Below are 18,377 nucleotides of genomic sequence, written 5' to 3'. Positions count from 1 at the left end.
GGGTAAACCCCCTAAAAAGAAAGAAAACAGGTAAAGTAATTATAATCGATTTGTAATTTAAAACAGATTATTTTAAACTTTTTTTTGTATTTGTCGTTTAATACGTACATTTGTATCATATTTAAACAATAGAATTGAAAAATTCAACCCATATTTAGTACTTCCAACACCAAAACAACTACCAAGATTTAGATTTACGACATTAACGTTTTAGAAAGATAATAAGAATAGCCACCCACAAATAGGGTGGCTATTTTTTTGAGTTTAAAAAACAAACATTATGGAACTTTTTACTTTTGGTCAATTTCTTAAATATGAAGATAGCTTAACTTTTTTAGCTAAAAGACTTGCTTTAAACGAACTTTGGGAATATTCTAATCCACAAAAAGAATTATCAGAGGGCAACAATGCGGCAAGTTTTCCATTGCCTATTTTAAGAAACTATCTTGAACACACTTTTAGGAAGATAAAGTCTGAAAATAAAATAGCTTATACAAGCGATAACATATTTGCATGTTTTAATACTGGTTTAGTAACGCCAAATTTAGAAGAGATTTTTGCTTTGTTTGAAAAGAATAAGTTTTCTAATGCAAGAGCACCGTATTTCTTTAAAGCCTTTATTAAAAAAAGCGATGTTGATTTTTTAACTCATTTTTCACAAAATCAACCGCAGTCGGCAAACTACTTTGACCAGCCAGATTTATTGCTATTTAACCCTAAATTAGAGTTAATACCAGATATTGACCATATTATTCAAGATAACAAAAAAAGATTTCCAGATCCACTAAAAACAGCACCAGACAGAGAGGTTAGGTCTCGGTTAATAGGTGCTATCGATGACATTTCTAAAAGGGTACGAATAAACTATAAAATTGCTATTCCCCAATTTTACGATGGCAAATTTCAACTTCTTTTGCCATTATATTTAATTGATAGCAAACAACCCGATTTAGCCTTAGTTGTTGAGAAAATAAATGATATGACCTATAGCGCAAGAACTTGTTTAACCATAGGAATGGCATATAACAATGCAAGATTAATAGTTTGTCCACATAGTGAGTGGTTGCAACCTTAAATAGCCCCTTGTCCCAACTGATATATAGTTACCTAATTTTTAATTACATCTTACAATTTGTTAGAAGAAAATATAAACTAAATGACATCACAGAAATCAGGGCTCAAGATTCCAATAATAGAGGGACAACGGCTATGGCTTGCTTGAGAATTTTAAGAGGGAATAAAAAGTCAATGGTCTTTAAAGCCGGGAGCTTAGGGAAAAACGATTGGAAAGATATGATTAATGATTTGTGCAGTAAACAGATGAACGTTGTGGTTAGTGCTAAAGCATTAGATGGAATAGATTTTGGTGAATGATATCATCCTAACTTTTCTCATTCGCACATTTGCTCATCTGCATATTTGCACATTCTCTAAAACCCATAATAAAACGCGAAACCCTGGTTTACCCTGTTGTTGCCGGTGTAGGCCAGGCCGTAATCGAGGCGGAAGAAATAGCGTTGGATGCCTATATAGAACTCGCTGTAACCCGGTTGGCTTTGCTGGGCGAGGTAGTTGGTGCCGGCAATTTCTTCGAGTTTGAGGGTACGCAGGCCGGGTATTTTATTGAAGAGGAACCCTGAAAAATCGTGCTCATAATGGGCTTCGAAAAAGGCGGTGTTGCTATAGGTATAATACGGCAGGAAATGGAAACTGCCTATGGCCGGGTCGAAAGTGATGCCTTCGTTGCCTTTAAATTGCTTGTAGTCGGGATAGATGAGTGCATCGCTGTTAAAAAACTTGCCTGCCTTTACCACGAAAGATGAATAACCGAACAAACCAAGCTTAATGTGGCTTTGAAACACCTGCACGTCGGCATAATCATAGTCTACATTAGAGCCGAGCAGGGTGTGGATGCCTTTGCGGTAACTCAGTTTAATTTTGGGGTATTTGTTGGTATCGTACACTATACCATCGGGTGTAGAGGTGTATTCCTCGTCGAAGGTGTAGGTTGCCGATAGCCGGAGGGTGAGGGCATTGTTTGGGGTAAACAGCAAGGTGGTATCGGGCAAGTTGGGTTTGAGCGGGTTGTTTGAGGTAAATTCTTTATCCTTACTATCTAACAGTTTAAAATAGGTGGTATTTTGCATGGCATTCCGGCGGGCGTATTCCAGCGAACCATCCAGCAATAAACCACGTGCTACGTTGCGCTGCAAACCTAACCGGGCAAAATTTGAGCGATACAGTTTCAACACCTTATTCCAAAAAAAAAGCGTTCCCAAGGTATTTATAAACAGGCTGGATGAGCCCTCGCTGTTCAAGTCGAACACATCGGAGCCAAAACGACCATATACTATACCGCGCTGATGGGGGTTGTAACTGTAGCTAAACCCTATATTGGCATTAAACTGCCTGTCAGAAAAGCCATACCTTAACTTGGGGGTGATGGTATATTGCTTGCCCGAATCGAGCTTTTTGGTATAATCGACCGTGGGGTAAAGCACCAGGCCTTCGACTGTGTTAAAATAAACCGTGCGATACAGGGGCGGGAAAACAAGTGCTGTTTTATTGGCCCGATGGGCAATCGAATCGCCGGAAAAAACATAGCCTATGGGGCTGAATTTGTTGTTGGCCCGCTCCAGCGAATCTAGGTAGGCAGGCGAATTGTGTTTTTTGGCGATACTGTCCTGCCTGTGATAATTGCGTCGCTCGTCCGGTGTTAGCGGCACTGGGCGGTTTTGGGCCCAATATACAGAATCGCGGCTGAGGCTTTGTTGGGTTATGCGGATGTTTTCGCCATTAAAAAAGCGCGGCGGAAAATTTGGGGCAAGCTCATAGTTGCTGTAAACACCCAATATATACCCACTGTACTTAAAGCCCAATACATTGCCGCTGTAGGTAAACGAAACCGACGCCGGCTGCCAGGTATCGCCGGTAAGGGAGATGTATTGCTGGTTGATGTTCAGGGTATCCACAAAGTTTAAACCGGCATTTTGGGTTACAAACAGGTGGGCCGCGTAAATACGCCAGTCGCCGGAAACGATGTATATGTTGCCGGTGAAAACCGGGTCGTGCTCGCGGATGGGGATGACCTGGATTTTGTAAATCAGTTTACCGTTTTCCGTTGCACAACCCAATAGTTTATAGCGGTAATAGTCGGGTGCGTTATCGGCAATAGGCGAAACAAAGCCGCGTGGGTTTATGCCCTCAACGTCGAACAGGTTTTGATAAAAATTGACCTGCAGGGCGGCAACGCGGTTAAAGTTGAAGGCATTGTTGCTACCGACTATTTTGGACGAAATCATCACTTCCTTTGTTTTACCGGGCTGCTTGAAGCTGAAGCCTGACTCAGATTCGGACATGTATAGGATATTGTTTTGGCCTGTGTCAACCTGCAATTCGTGCGAAACAGCCACACTGAAGAGGTTACCAGGCGCATGCAATAATTTTTGCACGCCTTTGATGTAAACATTGCAGCGGTAGGCTTTCAATTCGGTTAAATGAGATTCTCTTTGGGTGATGGCTTGTTTGATGATATCATCTGCTGTAGCAGACTTATCGCCCAACGCATAATTTTCGACGTGGAGACTGACATTGTGCGAAAGGTTGTTCCCGGCTATCTCGATAGCTTCGGTTTGTTGCGTAAAGCCTATTGTCCTGAAGTTCAACTGGTATTTGCCCGATTTGAGTTGGATGCGATAGATGCCGTTGGCATTTGATGCCGTACCCTGCGAAGTGCCTTTTACATAAACCGAAGTAAAGGGCACCGGGTTGCCGGCAAAGTCGGTTACCCGACCGGATAACATGAATTGCTGCGCTGTTGCAAACAAAGCAGTCAGGTTGAATAGCGCAAATAACAATACCTTTTTAATCATACAAACGTTGTAGATATAATAAGTGATTTGTTAACAAAAGGTTTTACTCATGTGTGATTATAGTGTAAAAATGAATCTACGGGCAGTTTTTGAACCCGTGAACCCAAAATACCCATATTGTTTTTTTATATTTGAGCCAAAATCCAGTCCTGCCAAATACATGACCATCTGCCGCTCTATATTTTTGATGTTACTTTTTGTGTTTGCAATTGGACAGTCGGGCTTTGCACAAAAAAAGAAGGTGATAGAGGATGATGTTTACGGCACCAAAGCGACTGCAGGCAATGATACCGTTAAAGTTGCGGAAGGTCCGTACTACAACATTGATAAATTTGTGAACGGCTATATTGTTTTTAGTAACGATGAAGAGCTGGGAGGTATGTTGCGCTTTAACGGGACCACCGTTATTTTACGCGATACGCTTTCACAAAAAATTAAACGGTATGACGCCAGGCAAATAAAAGGCTTTGTAGCCACTGTTACCGATACCGTAGAAGCTGACGACAGTGCCGCCGCCAATGGTTTTACCAGCGGCATACACCCTAATTTAAAAGGGCATCCCACTTATTTTTTTGCCCGCGGGCCGAAGGGTTATTTAGCTGCCGATACCTTTGCCGTAGTAACGGATACAGTTGAAATGCAATACCGCCGTTTTGGCTTTATCGACAGGAGTTTGGTGATAGAACCCTTTTTTGCCAAGTTGTTGATATATGGGCCAAAAATAAGCTTGTACAAAGCTTTCGAATCGTTTACTATGCCGAATGACATGATGTATGGTGGTTACCGGAGCACAGGGTCCAGTTATCAAACCATCGCGTTTTATTTAAAGCGCGGCAGCGACTATCAGCCGGTGCAAGTGCCCAAAGTAAAAAGAGACTTTAAAAGAATGATGGTAAGAGTGTTTAACGACGACCCCGCCTTAGTGGAAGACATTAACAAAGAAATATACAGTTACGAAACAATTGATAAAATTGTTGACAGATACAACCAGGATACCAATGCAAGACAAGATTGACCAATACACCGCCGAAATAAAGGCTTTTACGTCGGCGAAAGCCGATGAGCTTGAAGCTTTCCGTATTAAATACTTAGGGACAAAGGGTTTAATAAAAGAGCTGTTTGAACAATTTAAAACCGTTGGCACTGAAGAGAAACGCGTGTTTGGCAAAGTATTGAACGAGTTTAAGCAATTCGCGGAAGCAAGATACAATGAACTGAAAGACAGCATCGATTCGACGGTTACTACCGAGGAAACTAAGCTTGACCTGACTTTACCGGGCGAAGGTGTTACGGCTGGCTCGAGGCACCCTTTGTCGCTGGTGCGGAACGAGATCATTGATATTTTCAAGCGTTTGGGTTTTGTTGTTGCAGAGGGTCCGGATATAGAGGACGACTGGCATAACTTTTCGGCGTTGAACTTCCCCGAGGAGCACCCGGCACGCGATATGCAGGACACTTTCTTCATCAAGAAAAATTCGGGAACGGATGATATCGCATTGCGCACGCATACCTCGAGTGTGCAGGTTCGCATGATGGAGAATGGCAAACCGCCGTTTCGCGCCATCATGCCGGGCAGGGTTTACCGTAACGAGGCCATATCGGCACGGGCGCATTGCTTTTTTCACCAGGTGGAAGGTTTATATATTGACGAGAATGTATCCTTCGCCGACCTGAAACAAACGCTTTATCATTTTGTGCAGGAGCTGTATGGCGAGGGTACAAAAGTCCGTTTCCGACCCTCCTACTTCCCTTTCACTGAGCCATCGGCCGAGATGGACGTATCGTGCACCATTTGTAAAGGTGCGGGCTGTAACATGTGCAAATACAGCGGCTGGGTGGAAATATTAGGCTGCGGCATGGTGGACCCGAACGTTTTGGAGAATTGCGGCATCGATAGTAAAAAATATACAGGGTTCGCTTTCGGGATGGGTATTGAGCGTATTACCAATTTAAAATATGTGATACGCGATTTGCGCCTGTTCTCGGAAAACGACGTGCGGTTTTTAGAGCAGTTTAAGACTGAAATAATATAAAAATCCGCCTAAAAAAATAAAACGTAAATGGGCAAAGGCAAACATAGGATGAAGGGTTGGATAAGCGGGGTTTGCCTGGTACTGACAATAATTGCATTTGCGGGCTGCGGTAAAACCGACAGCAGTTATATACCCGATGTGCCGGTGAGTTTTCAAGATGCACTGTCGGACCCGCGTTTAAGCAACCTCAGCGTTGCAGGTGGGGCGGTTTTGATAAACGGTTACGGCGTTTGCGGGTTGATATTGTACCATGACCCCAGCGGCAATTATTTGGCGTATGATCGTTGCAGCAGTTATTTGCCTCAAAACAAATGCGCGGTTACGCTTGACAGCCCAACGTTCACTGCTACCGACCCTTGCAGCGGATCGAAGTTTTCGTTGAGCGACGGTTCTCCGGTAAAGGCGCCGGCTACGCGGTCGTTAAAGATGTATAGTGTTACCATAAGTTATAACGCAATATTTGTATCCAATTAGAAATGGAAGTTGATAAAATAAAAGAAAGCATAAAGCGTGCCGCGCAGGAACTGTTCCGCAAGTTTGGTTACCATAAAACCAGTGTAAACGAAATTGCGCGGAAAGCCAAAATAGCCAAAGCTACCATATACAAATATTTTGAGAGCAAGGAAGATGTGCTGCACGCCCTGCTGATGGATTACATCCGCCTGAGCGTTGACGACCTGATAAACAACCATAACGCGACCATGGACGAGGAAACCCACCTCACCAACCTCATTATGAAAACCAGCCGTTTATCATACACCATTTGCAACGAATTTATTGGCTGGGATTTTATCCGCGAAAGCACCAACTCGCAGGATTTTTTGAAGAGCTTAAGCAACGAATTGGAAGAACTGCTCATCAGCTCGTTTACCAAACTCGGCGATCTACGTCGCGATGATACTTACCCGCAGCGCCTGCGGTTCCTCATCAAATCGAGCAAGAGCATTGTGTTTAGCTTCGCTTTTACCTCGGTAAGCGATTCGGATGTGCGGAAGAACTTTGTGAGCTTTCAAAAAGAGATATTGCCTTATTTGGTGAAGGCAGCGATGAAGGAGTAGGTTTTAGAATCAAGAGGTGAGAATCAAGAATTAAGACTTAAGAAGTTATACCGTCAACGATTTGACAACTTTTAAAAAGTTGTCAAATCCGGCAAAGTTAGTGTCAAACTCCTCCACCACTATTCTCATCAAATTTCTGTATTTTTGTATGAACGAAGCGCATGCGACTTAGCACAAAGCGTAAGGGCGAGCGGCCTGAAAAAAGTCTTACTTTTCCCCCCTTTGTTTTGAGTGGTAGTTGCAGTTAAGAGTTGCAGGGAAAGCAAGACTGTTTAAAAAGTCTTACTTTTTCCCCCTTGGCAAAGTAATTGGTTATTGAGGCATTAAGTCATTGAAATGGTTGTCATTAAAAACTGAATGCAGATACCTAAGAATAAGTCTTACAAAATCCCCCCCCCTGGGCCACTCAACTCTTAACTATTATGAATATTTAATATATCTATAGTTAATAAAAATTCCCTATATAATATTTTGGCAAAAATCTGTATTTAGTTGAAACAATTGGCCTGTATTGGCACTTACTGTAAAAAAGGATGCTAAAATAGTGTCCCAACTTACCTCCTTTTAGATGGCCGGGCTGCTTTATGCACAATCGGGTCCCTATCCGGATTTTACAGCAAACACTACCAGCACCACTGTTATTGCCTGGTTTCAAAATTAATGAAACCTATTTTCTGTTTCGTTCAGCATAGTATTAAAACCAACCTGACACAAAAAATGGACTTAAAAAGAACCTCGGAAGACCTGATCATTGCCAATCAAAAACTTGCCCTTCAAAACGAGGAGAAGGAAAAACGCGCCGCCGAGCTGATTATCGCCAACAAAGAACTGGCCTATCAGAACGATGAAAAAGAAAAGCGGGCGGATGAATTGGTAATAGCTGATAAAGAGCTGGCCTTTCAAAAAAAGGAAAAAGGCAAGCGAGCTGCCGAGTTGGTGATAGCGAATAAAGAATTGGCTTTTCAGAACGACGAAAAAGAAAAAAGAGCAGATGAGTTGATCATCGCCAATGTTGAATTGGCCTTTCAGAATGATGAAAAAGAAAGCCGCGCCGCCGAGCTAATCATTGCCAACAAAGAGTTAGCTTTTCAAAACGATGAGAAAGAGAGCCGTGCTGCTGAACTGATCATTGCTAATAAAGAGCTTGCTTTTCAAAATGATGAGAAAGAACACCGCGCAGCTGAGTTGATTGTAGCGAACAGGGAATTGGCTTTTCAGAATGACGAAAAAGAGAACAGAGCTGCTGAACTAATAGTGGCCAATAAGGAACTTGCCTTTCAAAACGACGAAAAGGAAAAACGTGCTGATGAATTGATTGTGGCTAACAAAGAGCTTGCTTTTCAGAACGATGAAAAAGAGCACCGGGCAGCCGAGCTAATTATTGCTAATAAAGAGCTTGCTTTTCAAAATCAGGAGAAGGAAGATCGTGCTGCCGAACTGATCGTGGCCAATAAAGAGCTTGCTTTTCAAAACCACGAAAAAGAGGACCGTGCAGCTGAACTGATTATCGCCAATAAAGAACTTGCTTTTCAAAACGAAGAAAAAGAGAAACGCGCCGCCGAGTTGCTGATTGCCAATATCGAACTGGCTTTCCAAAATGAAGAGAAAGAAAAACGTGCTGCCGAATTACTGATAGCCAATACCGAGTTAAAAAAGGCGGAGGAAGAAATCAGAAAGTTTAACGAGGAGCTGGAACAAAAGGTGATTGAACGTACAGAGCAATTGGAGGCGGCAAATAAAGAGCTCGGATCGTTCTCTTATTCTGTTTCGCATGATTTGCGTGCACCCATCAGGGCTATTAACGGGTACTCAAGGATATTGGAAGAAGACTACGGTGAAAAATTGGACGAAGACGGGAAAAAAGTCCTCCATTCCATTATACACAATTCTAAACGCATGGGGCAATTGATAGATGACCTGCTTGCGTTTTCGAAGTTAGGGCGGAAACAGGTTACCGTTGCAGATATCAATATGGCCGCGCTGGTCAACTCGGTAAAGGACGACCTTTTATCGGACGTTGATGACTCGAAGATAATCCTCGACATTAAAATACTACTTCCTGCAAAAGGCGACCAGTCGCTTATTAAACAGGTATGGATCAATTTAATCTCCAATGCCATCAAGTATTCAAAACATAAACCTGAAAGTCATATAGAAATAGGCGCAAATGAAAAGGACGACAAGGTTGTTTACTATGTCAAAGATAATGGCGCCGGTTTCGATATGCAATATTATGACAAGCTTTTCGGGGTGTTTCAGCGCCTGCATTCGCAGGAAGAATTTGAGGGAACCGGTATTGGCCTGGCCATTGTGCAAAAAATTGTAAGCAGGCATGGCGGCACGGTTTGGGCCGAATCAAAACTAAACCAGGAAACAACTTTTTATTTTAGCCTACCCACCATTAATACATAAACCAATGATAATCATGAACGATATAGAAATTTTATTTGCCGAAGACAGTGAAGACGATGCCATGCTAACCATGCGTGCCCTCAAAAAAAGCGGTTTTATCAATAAGGTGCACCATGTTAAAGATGGTGCCGAAGCACTCGAGTTTTTATATTGCAATGGCCGGTACGCCGCCAGAAATTGTCAGGAAAAACCAAAATTGATTTTATTGGACCTAAAAATGCCCAAAATGTCGGGCATGGAAGTGTTAGAAAAAATAAAAGGGGATGACGACTTCAAATCTATCCCTGTGGTTATCCTTACTTCTTCGAAAGAAGATCCTGATATACAAAAATGTTACGCGCTGGGGGCAAACAGCTATATTGCAAAACCTGTAGAAAGCGATAACTTTTTTAACGTGATAAAAGAAATAGGTCTGTACTGGATGGTAATAAGCCAATTGCCCGACTAAATAAAACCATAACAAATACCGATTGCGGTAAATTTAAATAACCTATTGACCGCAATACGTATACAAAGTTAAATGCCATGTTAACAACACATCATAAAATACTTATCGTTGAGGATAATCACAGCGATGCTGACCTGGTTGTTCGCGAACTGAAAAAAAACGGTCTTGGCTTTACTTCGAAGCTGGTTGAAACGCGTCAGGCATTTGAGGCCGCTATTGAGGATTTTGAGCCTAATATCATCCTATCTGATTATTCGTTGCCATTATTCGACGGGCTTTCTGCATTTCATTTCGCACAAAGAAAATGCCCTGATATTCCATTTATTATGATATCTGGCACCATTGGCGAAGAAACTGCCGTAGAAATGATTAAAAGCGGTGTAACAGATTATGTATTAAAAGATAAACTTTTTACGCTGATTCCCAAAATCGAGCGGGCGTTAAAAGAAGCTAAAGAACACAAAGAAAAAAGAATTATTGATGAGGAATTGAAGGTACAAAACGCAAAACTGCGTGAGATCGCTTTAATGCAATCGCATGTTGTACGGGTGCCTATTGCCCATATCATGGGTTTGTTTAGCCTGTTTAAATTCGATAATCCGCAGGATCCTGTAAATGCCGAGATACTATCGATGCTGAAAGCTGCCGCCGATTCCTTCGATATAATTATACATGAAATTGTGAAGAAAACTGAAGAAATCGGTATGCATTCCTGATTGGCTATAATTGAAAAAACTTGTTTAAAAGATTACCGAGCAACTCAGCTATTGCCATAATCCCTTTAAAATATCCACGGGATTGATTATCTAAAAAACTTAATAAAAATTCCATAATACCGTTTTGGTTTTTGGTATAAATATATTATTTTTGCATATTATAAATAACATTGGCATGAGTACCGAGCTAAAAGAGTTTTCGAACATGATTGATGAACGCTTTGAATTGGCGGATACCAACGAAGAAGAAAGTATAATGGACTTAATCATTAGTTGGTTTATCTGAAGATTATCTAACGCTCATCAGGAACGTCCTATTTGAAGGGATGTATGGTATTTTCGTATCACCGCTTTTAGCAAATTCCATATTTCGGGTTAACTTTGAACCCAATGAGACCAGCAAGAAAACCAAATACCATCCTACAAAACATTACTGTTATTGATATTGCCGAAGAGGGGAAAGGTGTTGGCAAAACAGACGAATTAGTAGTGTTTATTGAAAAAGCCATTCCTGGCGATGTGGTAGATGTAGAAGTGTATCGCAAGAAGAAGAATTTTGCTGAAGCAAAGATAATCGAACTAAAAAAACCTTCGGATTTTCGTACAGAGGCATTTTGCAGTCATTTCGGTGTTTGCGGGGGCTGCAAATGGCAGCATATGCTATATGATGCACAATTGGTTTATAAACAAAAATCGGTTACTGATGCTTTGCAACGCATTGCCAAGTTAGACCTTACCGGCCTCGTACACCCCATCCTACCATCAGAACAAACCAGTTATTACCGCAATAAGCTGGAATACACTTTTTCGAACAAGCGATGGCTCACTGATGGCGAAGTAATTAGCGAGGACATGGAATTGAATGCGCTGGGTTTCCACGTCCCGGGACGGTTTGACAAGATATTGGATATTGAACATTGCTATCTGCAGGCCGACCCATCGAACCCGATACGTAACCGGGTGCGCGAATATGCCTTGTTACATAACATCAGCTTTTACGATATCAAAGCCCATACAGGTGCTTTGCGTAACCTTATCATCCGTACATCCTCTACAGGGGAATTGATGGTGATTGTGGTATTTGCCCACACCGCCCAAGATGATATAGATGGCTTAATGGCCTTTATTGCAGATGGGTTCCCCGAAATCACTTCGCTGTCGTATATCGTGAACCAAAAAATGAACGACACCATTTTCGACCAGGAAGTAATCACTTACAGCGGTCGGGATTATATTTACGAAGCCATGCCTACTAATGACGATGGCACAGGCGTGATACAGTTTAGGATAGGGCCAAAATCGTTTTACCAAACCAACTCGAAGCAGGCGCTGCGCCTTTACCAAATAGCCCGTAATTTTGGAAGGTTTAGTGGCGACGAGCTGGTGTACGATTTATATACCGGTGCCGGTACCATTGCCAATTTTGTGGCCGGCCAAGTGAAACAGGTTATCGGCGTAGAATATGTGCCCCAGGCCATTGAAGACGCCAAGGTAAACTCCGCCATCAACAACATCAGTAATACAAAATTCTTTGCAGGCGATATGAAGGATGTACTTACACCCGAATTTGTTGCCGAACACGGCAAACCAGATGTCATCATCACCGACCCGCCACGCGCCGGCATGCACCCCGATGTAGTGAACCGCCTGATGGAAATTGAAGCCGAAAAGATTGTATATGTGAGCTGTAACGCTGCCACCCAAGCCCGCGATTTGCTGGTTTTAAAAGAGAAATATGAGGTGTTGGATATACAGCCGGTGGATATGTTTCCACATACACAGCATGTGGAAAATGTAGTGTTGTTAAGACTGCGCTAAGCGGATGGAGATAAATAAAGAAAAATAAACAAGGAAACGCTTTGCGCCCTGCGCTATGCACTTTGCTAAACATGGAACCTGAAGAACTACTAAACGATAAAGAGGGCGAAGCCCAAAAGGAAAGCCCGCTAAAAAGCCTCGAGGCAGACTTAAAACTATATAATGCTTCCATAAAGGAAGTGGCTATTGAGATCATGGTAGAAGGTATTTCGCTATACCCTATCTTCATTGCACACCAGCATGAGGTAAAACTGGGCGAGGTAATACTCGACCGATACGAACTGAATACCAACTGGACAATCAATGCGTCAACATTGGAAGAGTTTGTTGAGATTGGCATCATCAAAAAGCAACTACAGGAGAAGTTTTTGAAGACGTACAAAAAGCCCGAAGACTTTATGTGCATATTCGTTATCGTGCCAGAGGGTGCCAATTTTGTGTTTTATCCTTACGTGAAGAGTTGAGATTTAGCCTTTAATAATCGAAATACTGTTACTACCTTAGTACGCAAAGAAAAGCAGCGCCATGCCTGATAAAAAAATACTGGTACTTAACCAACAGCAGATACAGCAAAAAATTGACCGTATGGCTTACCAGGTTTTGGAAGATAACCTGGATGAAAAGGAAATCATCATTGCCGGTATCTTACCACGCGGTAATCTGGTGGCCGAGCGCTTAAAGGCTGTATTGGACAAGATCGCCCCTTTCAAAAGCACGCTGTTAAGTATCGACCTCGACAAAAACAGTTCATCGCTAAAGGCCAACATCAATTTTGATGTGAACGACTGCACCGATAAGGTCATCATTCTGGTAGACGACGTGTTGAACAGCGGTAAAACCCTGGCCTACGGCATGGGCGTTTTCCTCGATGTGCACCTCAAAAAAATAAGCACTGTGGTGTTGGTCGACCGTAACCACAAAAGCTTCCCTATATCCACTGATTATGCCGGCCTGGCACTCTCAACCGTACTAAAAGAACACGTGGATGTGATTCTGGATGAAAAAGGTGAGGAGGACGCGGTTTATTTGAGGTAGTTATTTGGCTATCGCCTCTTCCAACTTCTCCACACTCATATCAATTCCTTCTACAACAAAGGTCGCCTGTAAGTAATATGCTTCGCGCTCAGCCAGTTTGCCCTCAATAAAAGTAACCAGTTCATCCCCTTTTTTGCCTTGAAGCACTGGCCTTACGGTTTTGGCGTTTTCGAGCCTGTCGGCCAGTGTTTTGGGCGATAGCTTGATATAAATGCTTTTGCCGTGGCTGTTCATCCAATCCATATGGTCGAAAAAGCAAGGTAATCCGCCACCGGTTGATATCACCGCATGCACGGGATATTCCGTCAGCTTCAATACCTCCGATTCGAGTTCGCGGAACTTTTCCTCGCCATGCATGGTAAAATATTCCGGGATGGTCATGCCCACCTTCGCCTCCAGCACATGATCCAGGTCCATAAAATCGCAGCCCAGTTTAGCGGCCAGCTTACGCGCCCAGGTGGTTTTGCCGCAGCCCATAAAGCCTACCAAAAATATCAGGCCCAAGCCTTGTTGTTCGTTATCTGCCGGCATGGTATAAATCAGGGTTGTTGCAGGTATTGTTTCACCAGCACGTCGTAATCGGGCATGGTATGGTAATGCCATTTGTTGATGATGGTGCCGTTCTTCAACAGCAACACACCCGGGTTAGCGCGTACCATACTTTTCAACGGCACTTCATCGGCATAAAATACCTCGCTAAACAAATGGTTGGCCTTACTATAGGCATCAGCATCTTTAGCCGAATTGGAGGTAAGTATCACCGTGCGGATATTATAATTCTGTGCCAGGTCGAGCGCAATAGCATTCAATCGGCCCATGGCTTTAGCGTCTGTTTTATCCAGGTCGTAAGCCACAATCATCAGGTTATAAAAAGGGTTGCTTAGCAACTCATTGGTATAATTACTGCCCGATGCATCGTTAATGGCCAGGTCCACTATCTTGGGGCTAAAACCCTTCTTTATCAGCTTATTTTCAGGGTCGCCAACTATCTTCCAGCTGTTGTCTTTCCAAATGCCGCTTTTTATGTAATCCTTATCATTCATTACCTTTTCTTCACCGGTCTTTGAGTTCTTCAAATGATAGGTGATTTCAAACTGATCGGGTTGTGCGCCGGGCGGGGTTTTCATCTCGTCCAAAATGTTAGCCCCAACCTTATAAGGCAAAAAGTCGATAACCGGCAAAAAATTATAGGTATAAATGCCGACACCAAAGGACAAGATAATAGCAATGTAAGTTATCCGTTTTTCGGCAAGCGGCTTAAACAGCGGCTGTATTTCTGCCCGCTTTTTAAAGATGACCAATATCAGCAACAGCAAAACCATGTCTTTACCGAACGATTGCCATGGTGTCAGCACAATGGCATCGCCAAAGCAGCCGCAGGTTTGCACCACCTTAAACGCCGCAGAGTAAAACGTAAGAAACGAAAAGAAAATAATAAGCAGCAACAAACCCCAGGCCACCTGCTTGCCCCGTGTGCCTATCAGCAGGGCAAAGCCAAAAAACATTTCGAGCGCGCATAAAAATATGGCGAGGGCTACCGACAAGTTGTTTAAAAATTGCATATGGAACACCCCAAAGTACTCCTCCAGTTTGTAAGAGAAACCTAATGGGTCGTTGGCCTTAATAAGGCCAGAGAATATGAAGAGTACACCCACAAAAATGCGGCATATCCAAAGTACTATGGGCCCTTCGTGTATTTTCTTAGTAGTTGTCATTTCTGTTTTATGATATGGCTAAAAACCCGGGACTTTTTATCAGCGCGAACACCGCATAATTCAGCATATCCTGGTAATTAGCCTTTACCCCTTCCGATGCCAGGGTTTGGCCCTTGTTGTCTTCTATCTGTTTAACCCGCAATATCTTCATCAATATCAGGTCGGTGAACGAGCTGATGCGCATGTCCCGCCAAGCCTCGCCATAGTCATGGTTTTTTGCGAACATCAGTTCCATCGCTTCATGCACCTTGTCATCAAACAGGCTGCTTACGTCATCAACAGGCATTTCCATCGGCGCGTCCGACGGTAGTTCCAACTGCAAAATGGCTAAAACGCAATAGTTGATGATACCGATATATTCGCCAATGATATCATCCCCAACTTTCGATACCTTTTTCTCTTCGAGCGTGCGGATGCGCTGCGCTTTGATAAAAATCTGGTCGGTGATGGATTCCGGGCGCAGTATGCGCCATGCCGTACCGTAATCGCGGGTTTTTTTTACAAAAAGCTCCCTGCAAACTTTAATAACCCCTTCGTATTCTGCTGCTGTATTTGCCAAAACGCTGTATTTCTATTTTTATGCGATATTTGTTGAGCGATGTAATTTTACCTTCGCCAACAATGGCTAAAGATACATTTTTTCCCAAAAACTTGACCCTAAACCTGCGCGGTAAACTCATCGATTTGAGCCGGCCAAAAGTAATGGGCATCATCAACATCACGCCCGATTCATTTTATGTCGGCAGCCGCCACCAAAACGTTGACGCTGCCGTAACGCAGGCTGGTAAAATGCTTGCCGATGGTGCTGCCATCCTCGACATCGGTGCCTATTCCTCGCGGCCAGGCGCCACCGATATTTCGGTGCAGGAAGAAACCGACCGTCTGTTGCCCGTTATCGAAGCCATTGCTAAAGCATATCCCGATGCGGTTTTATCTGTCGATACCTTCCGCGCTGCTATTGCCGAAGCTGCCATCAATGCCGGTGCGCATATCATCAACGATATTTCCGGCGGGGAATTAGACCTCCAAATGTTTGCCACCGTTGCAAAACTGCAGGTGCCCTATATTTTGATGCACATGAAAGGCTCACCGCAAAACATGGTACAACAGGCACATTATACCAATGTAGTTACCGAGGTATACGATTATTTAAAAGAACGTTGCCAAAAGCTACATGCCTTAGGCGTAAAAGATATCATCATCGACCCGGGTTTCGGTTTTGCCAAAACCCACGACCAAAGTTATGAACTGATGCGCCACCTCAGCGATTTCAACATCCTTGGCCTGCCCCTGCTCGTTGGCATATCGCGCAAGCGGATGATATACCAGCTTACCGGAGGTACCGCCGCCGATGCCCTCAATGGAACCACCGTACTCAACACCATTGCCCTCACCAAAGGCGCCAATATCCTTCGCGTACACGATGTAAAAGAAGCCGCCGAAGCTGTTCAGCTTTGGGAACTGTGCGGGTAAATTAATCTTTATTCGCTTTCCAGCTTTTGTTCTATAATAGCTAACTCTTCTTCTTCTTGTTTAATTTTCACTCTTTCTTCCGTGATTTTAAGAATCAAATTATCAACTATTTGGATTGCTTGTGATTCCAAATCATCGTCAACATTGAAGGTTATTCCACCATATTTAGTAGTCTCATCAAATAACCCAGGTGTCGCATTAGAATACCAAATGGGAATAATTGAATTATCACCAAATCGTTTCTTAAAGTTGTCTGACTCAAATTTCGTCCATATTTTTTTAGGATAATCATTACTTAATAAGACAACAACATATTGTGCTTCACTATTATAAATTGGCGCAAGATAGTCTTCCACGTTCTCTGCTAAAATTCTGTATTGCTCGTTTTTATCATAAAAAACAGCCAATTGTTTTTCAAGCAATAGATCGCTTATATATGCGGCTAATTCACGATTTTCTCCTGCAAAAGATAATGCAAAATCATAATTCTTATCAAATTTTATGCTAATAAATCCAATCTGTGAAGCAAATTTATTCCACAAGATATTCCTTATATAGAAATAGAATTTAGGATCTTCGATAGATAAAATTTTCGAATTAGAATCATAGTGAATCACGTCATTCAAATTTTTATTTTCTGCAATAAGTTTTTCTAAATATCCTTTTTCAACAATTTGATTAACACTTAATTTCAATGCGGGGTGAGCACTCATAACATCATCCATTTGAATTGTCCAATCGTTACTTTGAGACAACCAAAACAAAAGGTGTAAGTAAGGAGCTCTTCCTTCTCTTCGTAATTTTGAACCAACCGAGAAATCTCTTGCTTTAGAATAAAAAGTTCTTGAAAATTCTTCAAGTACCTTCTCTTTAATAATTTCAATGCTTACTGTAACGTTTTTTAAAGTGTCTTCATTTTCAAGCACATTATCATAAATACAAGTTTCCTTACAAAGCATTTGTGTTATGTGAAAACTCCCTCTGGATAATTCAATAATTTCCTTTTTCGTGTTTATTTTTATTCCTAAAGCATCCTCTCCTTTTTCAATTAATTCTTCTACACGCTCATCTGTGTTAATTTCAAACTTAATTGTGTCGATTCTATTATTCAAATCAGATGCAAATTTCACTAAAGAATCGCCAGCCTTGTTTATACCAATTAAAATTAATTTACTTGTTTCTCTTTCCTCATCAGCAAGGGTCTTCATATAATCAGACAAGGCCAGTTTATATTCGTCGTCTAAAGTGTGAAAATCATCTATAATAACTGTTCCTATATCTTTAAATTCAGGAAGAATTTGAATCATGTCTCGGTCTTCTTTCTTTCTTGCAGAAAGTTTGTAAACATTCCTATTCAGACCTAATTCTTCAATTGCCTTGGTAATACTTGTTGTTTTGCCAATACCTGACGGGCCTTCAATAACCAAGCATCTTCCTTGCGTTCTTAAAGAAACTATTAATTTATTGTATTCACTTGGTTTAACAAATGTATATGTAGGAATACCCGATGTCTTAAATACGTCCTCTAAATATGTCATTATTGAAATATATTATTATGCAATGTACAAATAACAAACAGCATTTACTGATTTAGCTTTTATGCACTTATTGTAGCTTTCACCAATGAATTTGACGGACAAATATGGGTATTTATGGGTGTTTTTGATTTCAGATGTCGCATTTTCAATTGCGAATTTTCTTTTTTCCTGACCCTAGTTATCCCAAAACACATGGGTAAATATGGGTATTCTACACGTTTACCTTTTCGTCTTGATTCCTGGTTCTCGATTCTTAATT

Annotated in this window: 18 protein-coding genes; 13 read left to right on the top strand and 5 right to left on the bottom strand. The window is 42.0% G+C overall.

Annotated elements, in window-relative coordinates; all coding sequences use genetic code 11:
• The first annotated feature begins 280 nt into the window (after positions 1-280).
• Together QZX97_RS08305 and QZX97_RS08300 are read left to right on the top strand one after the other, a co-directional pair.
• Positions 281-1,075 (top strand): DUF3825 domain-containing protein, encoded by a 795-nt coding sequence (locus QZX97_RS08305; protein WP_295651926.1) that lies wholly within the window; start codon positions 281-283, stop codon positions 1,073-1,075.
• 8 nt (positions 1,076-1,083) lie between these two features.
• A complete protein-coding gene (locus tag QZX97_RS08300; RefSeq protein WP_295651924.1) occupies positions 1,084-1,374 on the top strand; it encodes a hypothetical protein in 291 nt (96 codons plus the stop codon).
• 56 nt (positions 1,375-1,430) lie between these two features.
• On the opposite strand, the gene QZX97_RS08295 is transcribed toward QZX97_RS08300, so the two are convergent.
• Positions 1,431-3,872 carry a DUF5686 and carboxypeptidase regulatory-like domain-containing protein gene (locus QZX97_RS08295; protein ID WP_295664566.1) on the bottom strand — a complete coding sequence of 814 codons (2,442 nt, stop codon included), beginning with the start codon at positions 3,870-3,872 and terminating at the stop codon, positions 1,431-1,433.
• Positions 3,873-4,071: 199 nt separating this feature from the next.
• Between QZX97_RS08295 and QZX97_RS08290 the strand changes: the two genes are divergently transcribed.
• From QZX97_RS08290 to QZX97_RS08245, 10 genes are all read left to right on the top strand, one after another.
• Positions 4,072-4,887 carry a hypothetical protein gene (locus QZX97_RS08290; protein WP_295664565.1) on the top strand — a complete coding sequence of 272 codons (816 nt, stop codon included), beginning with the start codon at positions 4,072-4,074 and terminating at the stop codon, positions 4,885-4,887.
• Positions 4,871-5,905 (top strand): phenylalanine--tRNA ligase subunit alpha, encoded by a 1,035-nt coding sequence (gene pheS, locus QZX97_RS08285; RefSeq protein WP_295651918.1) that lies wholly within the window; start codon positions 4,871-4,873, stop codon positions 5,903-5,905. Before QZX97_RS08290 ends, pheS begins: the two co-directional genes overlap by 17 nt.
• 27 nt (positions 5,906-5,932) lie before the next feature.
• On the top strand, positions 5,933-6,379 hold the full coding sequence (locus tag QZX97_RS08280; protein WP_295651916.1) for a hypothetical protein: 447 nt from the start codon (positions 5,933-5,935) through the stop codon (positions 6,377-6,379).
• A 2-nt stretch (positions 6,380-6,381) separates the two neighbouring features.
• The gene (locus QZX97_RS08275) at positions 6,382-6,963 is read left to right on the top strand and encodes a TetR/AcrR family transcriptional regulator (protein ID WP_295651914.1); all 582 of its coding nucleotides are present in this window, start codon (positions 6,382-6,384) and stop codon (positions 6,961-6,963) included.
• Between the two features lie 717 nt (positions 6,964-7,680).
• Complete coding sequence (locus tag QZX97_RS08270) at positions 7,681-9,375, top strand: ATP-binding protein (protein ID WP_295651912.1); 1,695 nt, start codon at positions 7,681-7,683, stop codon at positions 9,373-9,375.
• Between the two features lie 13 nt (positions 9,376-9,388).
• Positions 9,389-9,823, top strand: a complete 435-nt coding sequence (locus tag QZX97_RS08265) for a response regulator (RefSeq protein ID WP_295651910.1) — start codon at positions 9,389-9,391, stop codon at positions 9,821-9,823.
• A gap of 77 nt (positions 9,824-9,900) precedes the next feature.
• Positions 9,901-10,539 carry a response regulator gene (locus QZX97_RS08260; RefSeq protein ID WP_295651908.1) on the top strand — a complete coding sequence of 213 codons (639 nt, stop codon included), beginning with the start codon at positions 9,901-9,903 and terminating at the stop codon, positions 10,537-10,539.
• 390 nt (positions 10,540-10,929) lie between these two features.
• On the top strand, positions 10,930-12,357 hold the full coding sequence (rlmD, locus tag QZX97_RS08255) for a 23S rRNA (uracil(1939)-C(5))-methyltransferase RlmD (protein WP_295651907.1): 1,428 nt from the start codon (positions 10,930-10,932) through the stop codon (positions 12,355-12,357).
• Between the two features lie 71 nt (positions 12,358-12,428).
• Positions 12,429-12,821: a hypothetical protein gene (locus tag QZX97_RS08250; RefSeq protein WP_295651905.1), complete on the top strand. Its 393-nt coding sequence runs from the start codon at positions 12,429-12,431 to the stop codon at positions 12,819-12,821.
• A 61-nt stretch (positions 12,822-12,882) separates the two neighbouring features.
• Positions 12,883-13,392 (top strand): phosphoribosyltransferase family protein, encoded by a 510-nt coding sequence (locus tag QZX97_RS08245; protein ID WP_295651903.1) that lies wholly within the window; start codon positions 12,883-12,885, stop codon positions 13,390-13,392.
• On the opposite strand, the gene QZX97_RS08240 is transcribed toward QZX97_RS08245, so the two are convergent.
• The 3 genes from QZX97_RS08240 to QZX97_RS08230 are packed head-to-tail and all read right to left on the bottom strand — an operon-like array spanning position 13,393 to position 15,666.
• Positions 13,393-13,923 (bottom strand): shikimate kinase, encoded by a 531-nt coding sequence (locus QZX97_RS08240; protein ID WP_295651901.1) that lies wholly within the window; start codon positions 13,921-13,923, stop codon positions 13,393-13,395.
• Positions 13,924-13,931: 8 nt separating this feature from the next.
• Positions 13,932-15,107, bottom strand: a complete 1,176-nt coding sequence (locus tag QZX97_RS08235; protein WP_295651899.1) for a BT_3928 family protein — start codon at positions 15,105-15,107, stop codon at positions 13,932-13,934.
• A 7-nt stretch (positions 15,108-15,114) separates the two neighbouring features.
• A complete protein-coding gene (locus tag QZX97_RS08230; protein WP_295651897.1) occupies positions 15,115-15,666 on the bottom strand; it encodes a DUF1599 domain-containing protein in 552 nt (183 codons plus the stop codon).
• Between the two features lie 62 nt (positions 15,667-15,728).
• Here QZX97_RS08230 and folP point away from each other — a divergent pair, with 62 nt between their 5' ends.
• Entirely contained in the window at positions 15,729-16,580 is an 852-nt protein-coding gene (gene folP / locus QZX97_RS08225) for a dihydropteroate synthase (RefSeq protein WP_295651895.1), read from the top strand.
• Between the two features lie 8 nt (positions 16,581-16,588).
• On the opposite strand, the gene QZX97_RS08220 is transcribed toward folP, so the two are convergent.
• A complete protein-coding gene (locus QZX97_RS08220; RefSeq protein ID WP_295651894.1) occupies positions 16,589-18,118 on the bottom strand; it encodes a TIR domain-containing protein in 1,530 nt (509 codons plus the stop codon).
• Positions 18,119-18,377: the final 259 nt, after the last annotated feature.

Source organism: uncultured Mucilaginibacter sp. (genome assembly GCF_903893715.1).
In the GTDB taxonomy this organism is placed as follows: domain Bacteria; phylum Bacteroidota; class Bacteroidia; order Sphingobacteriales; family Sphingobacteriaceae; genus Mucilaginibacter.
Note: the sequence above shows the minus strand (reverse complement) of the source record. Positions and strands in the feature narration are given on the sequence as shown.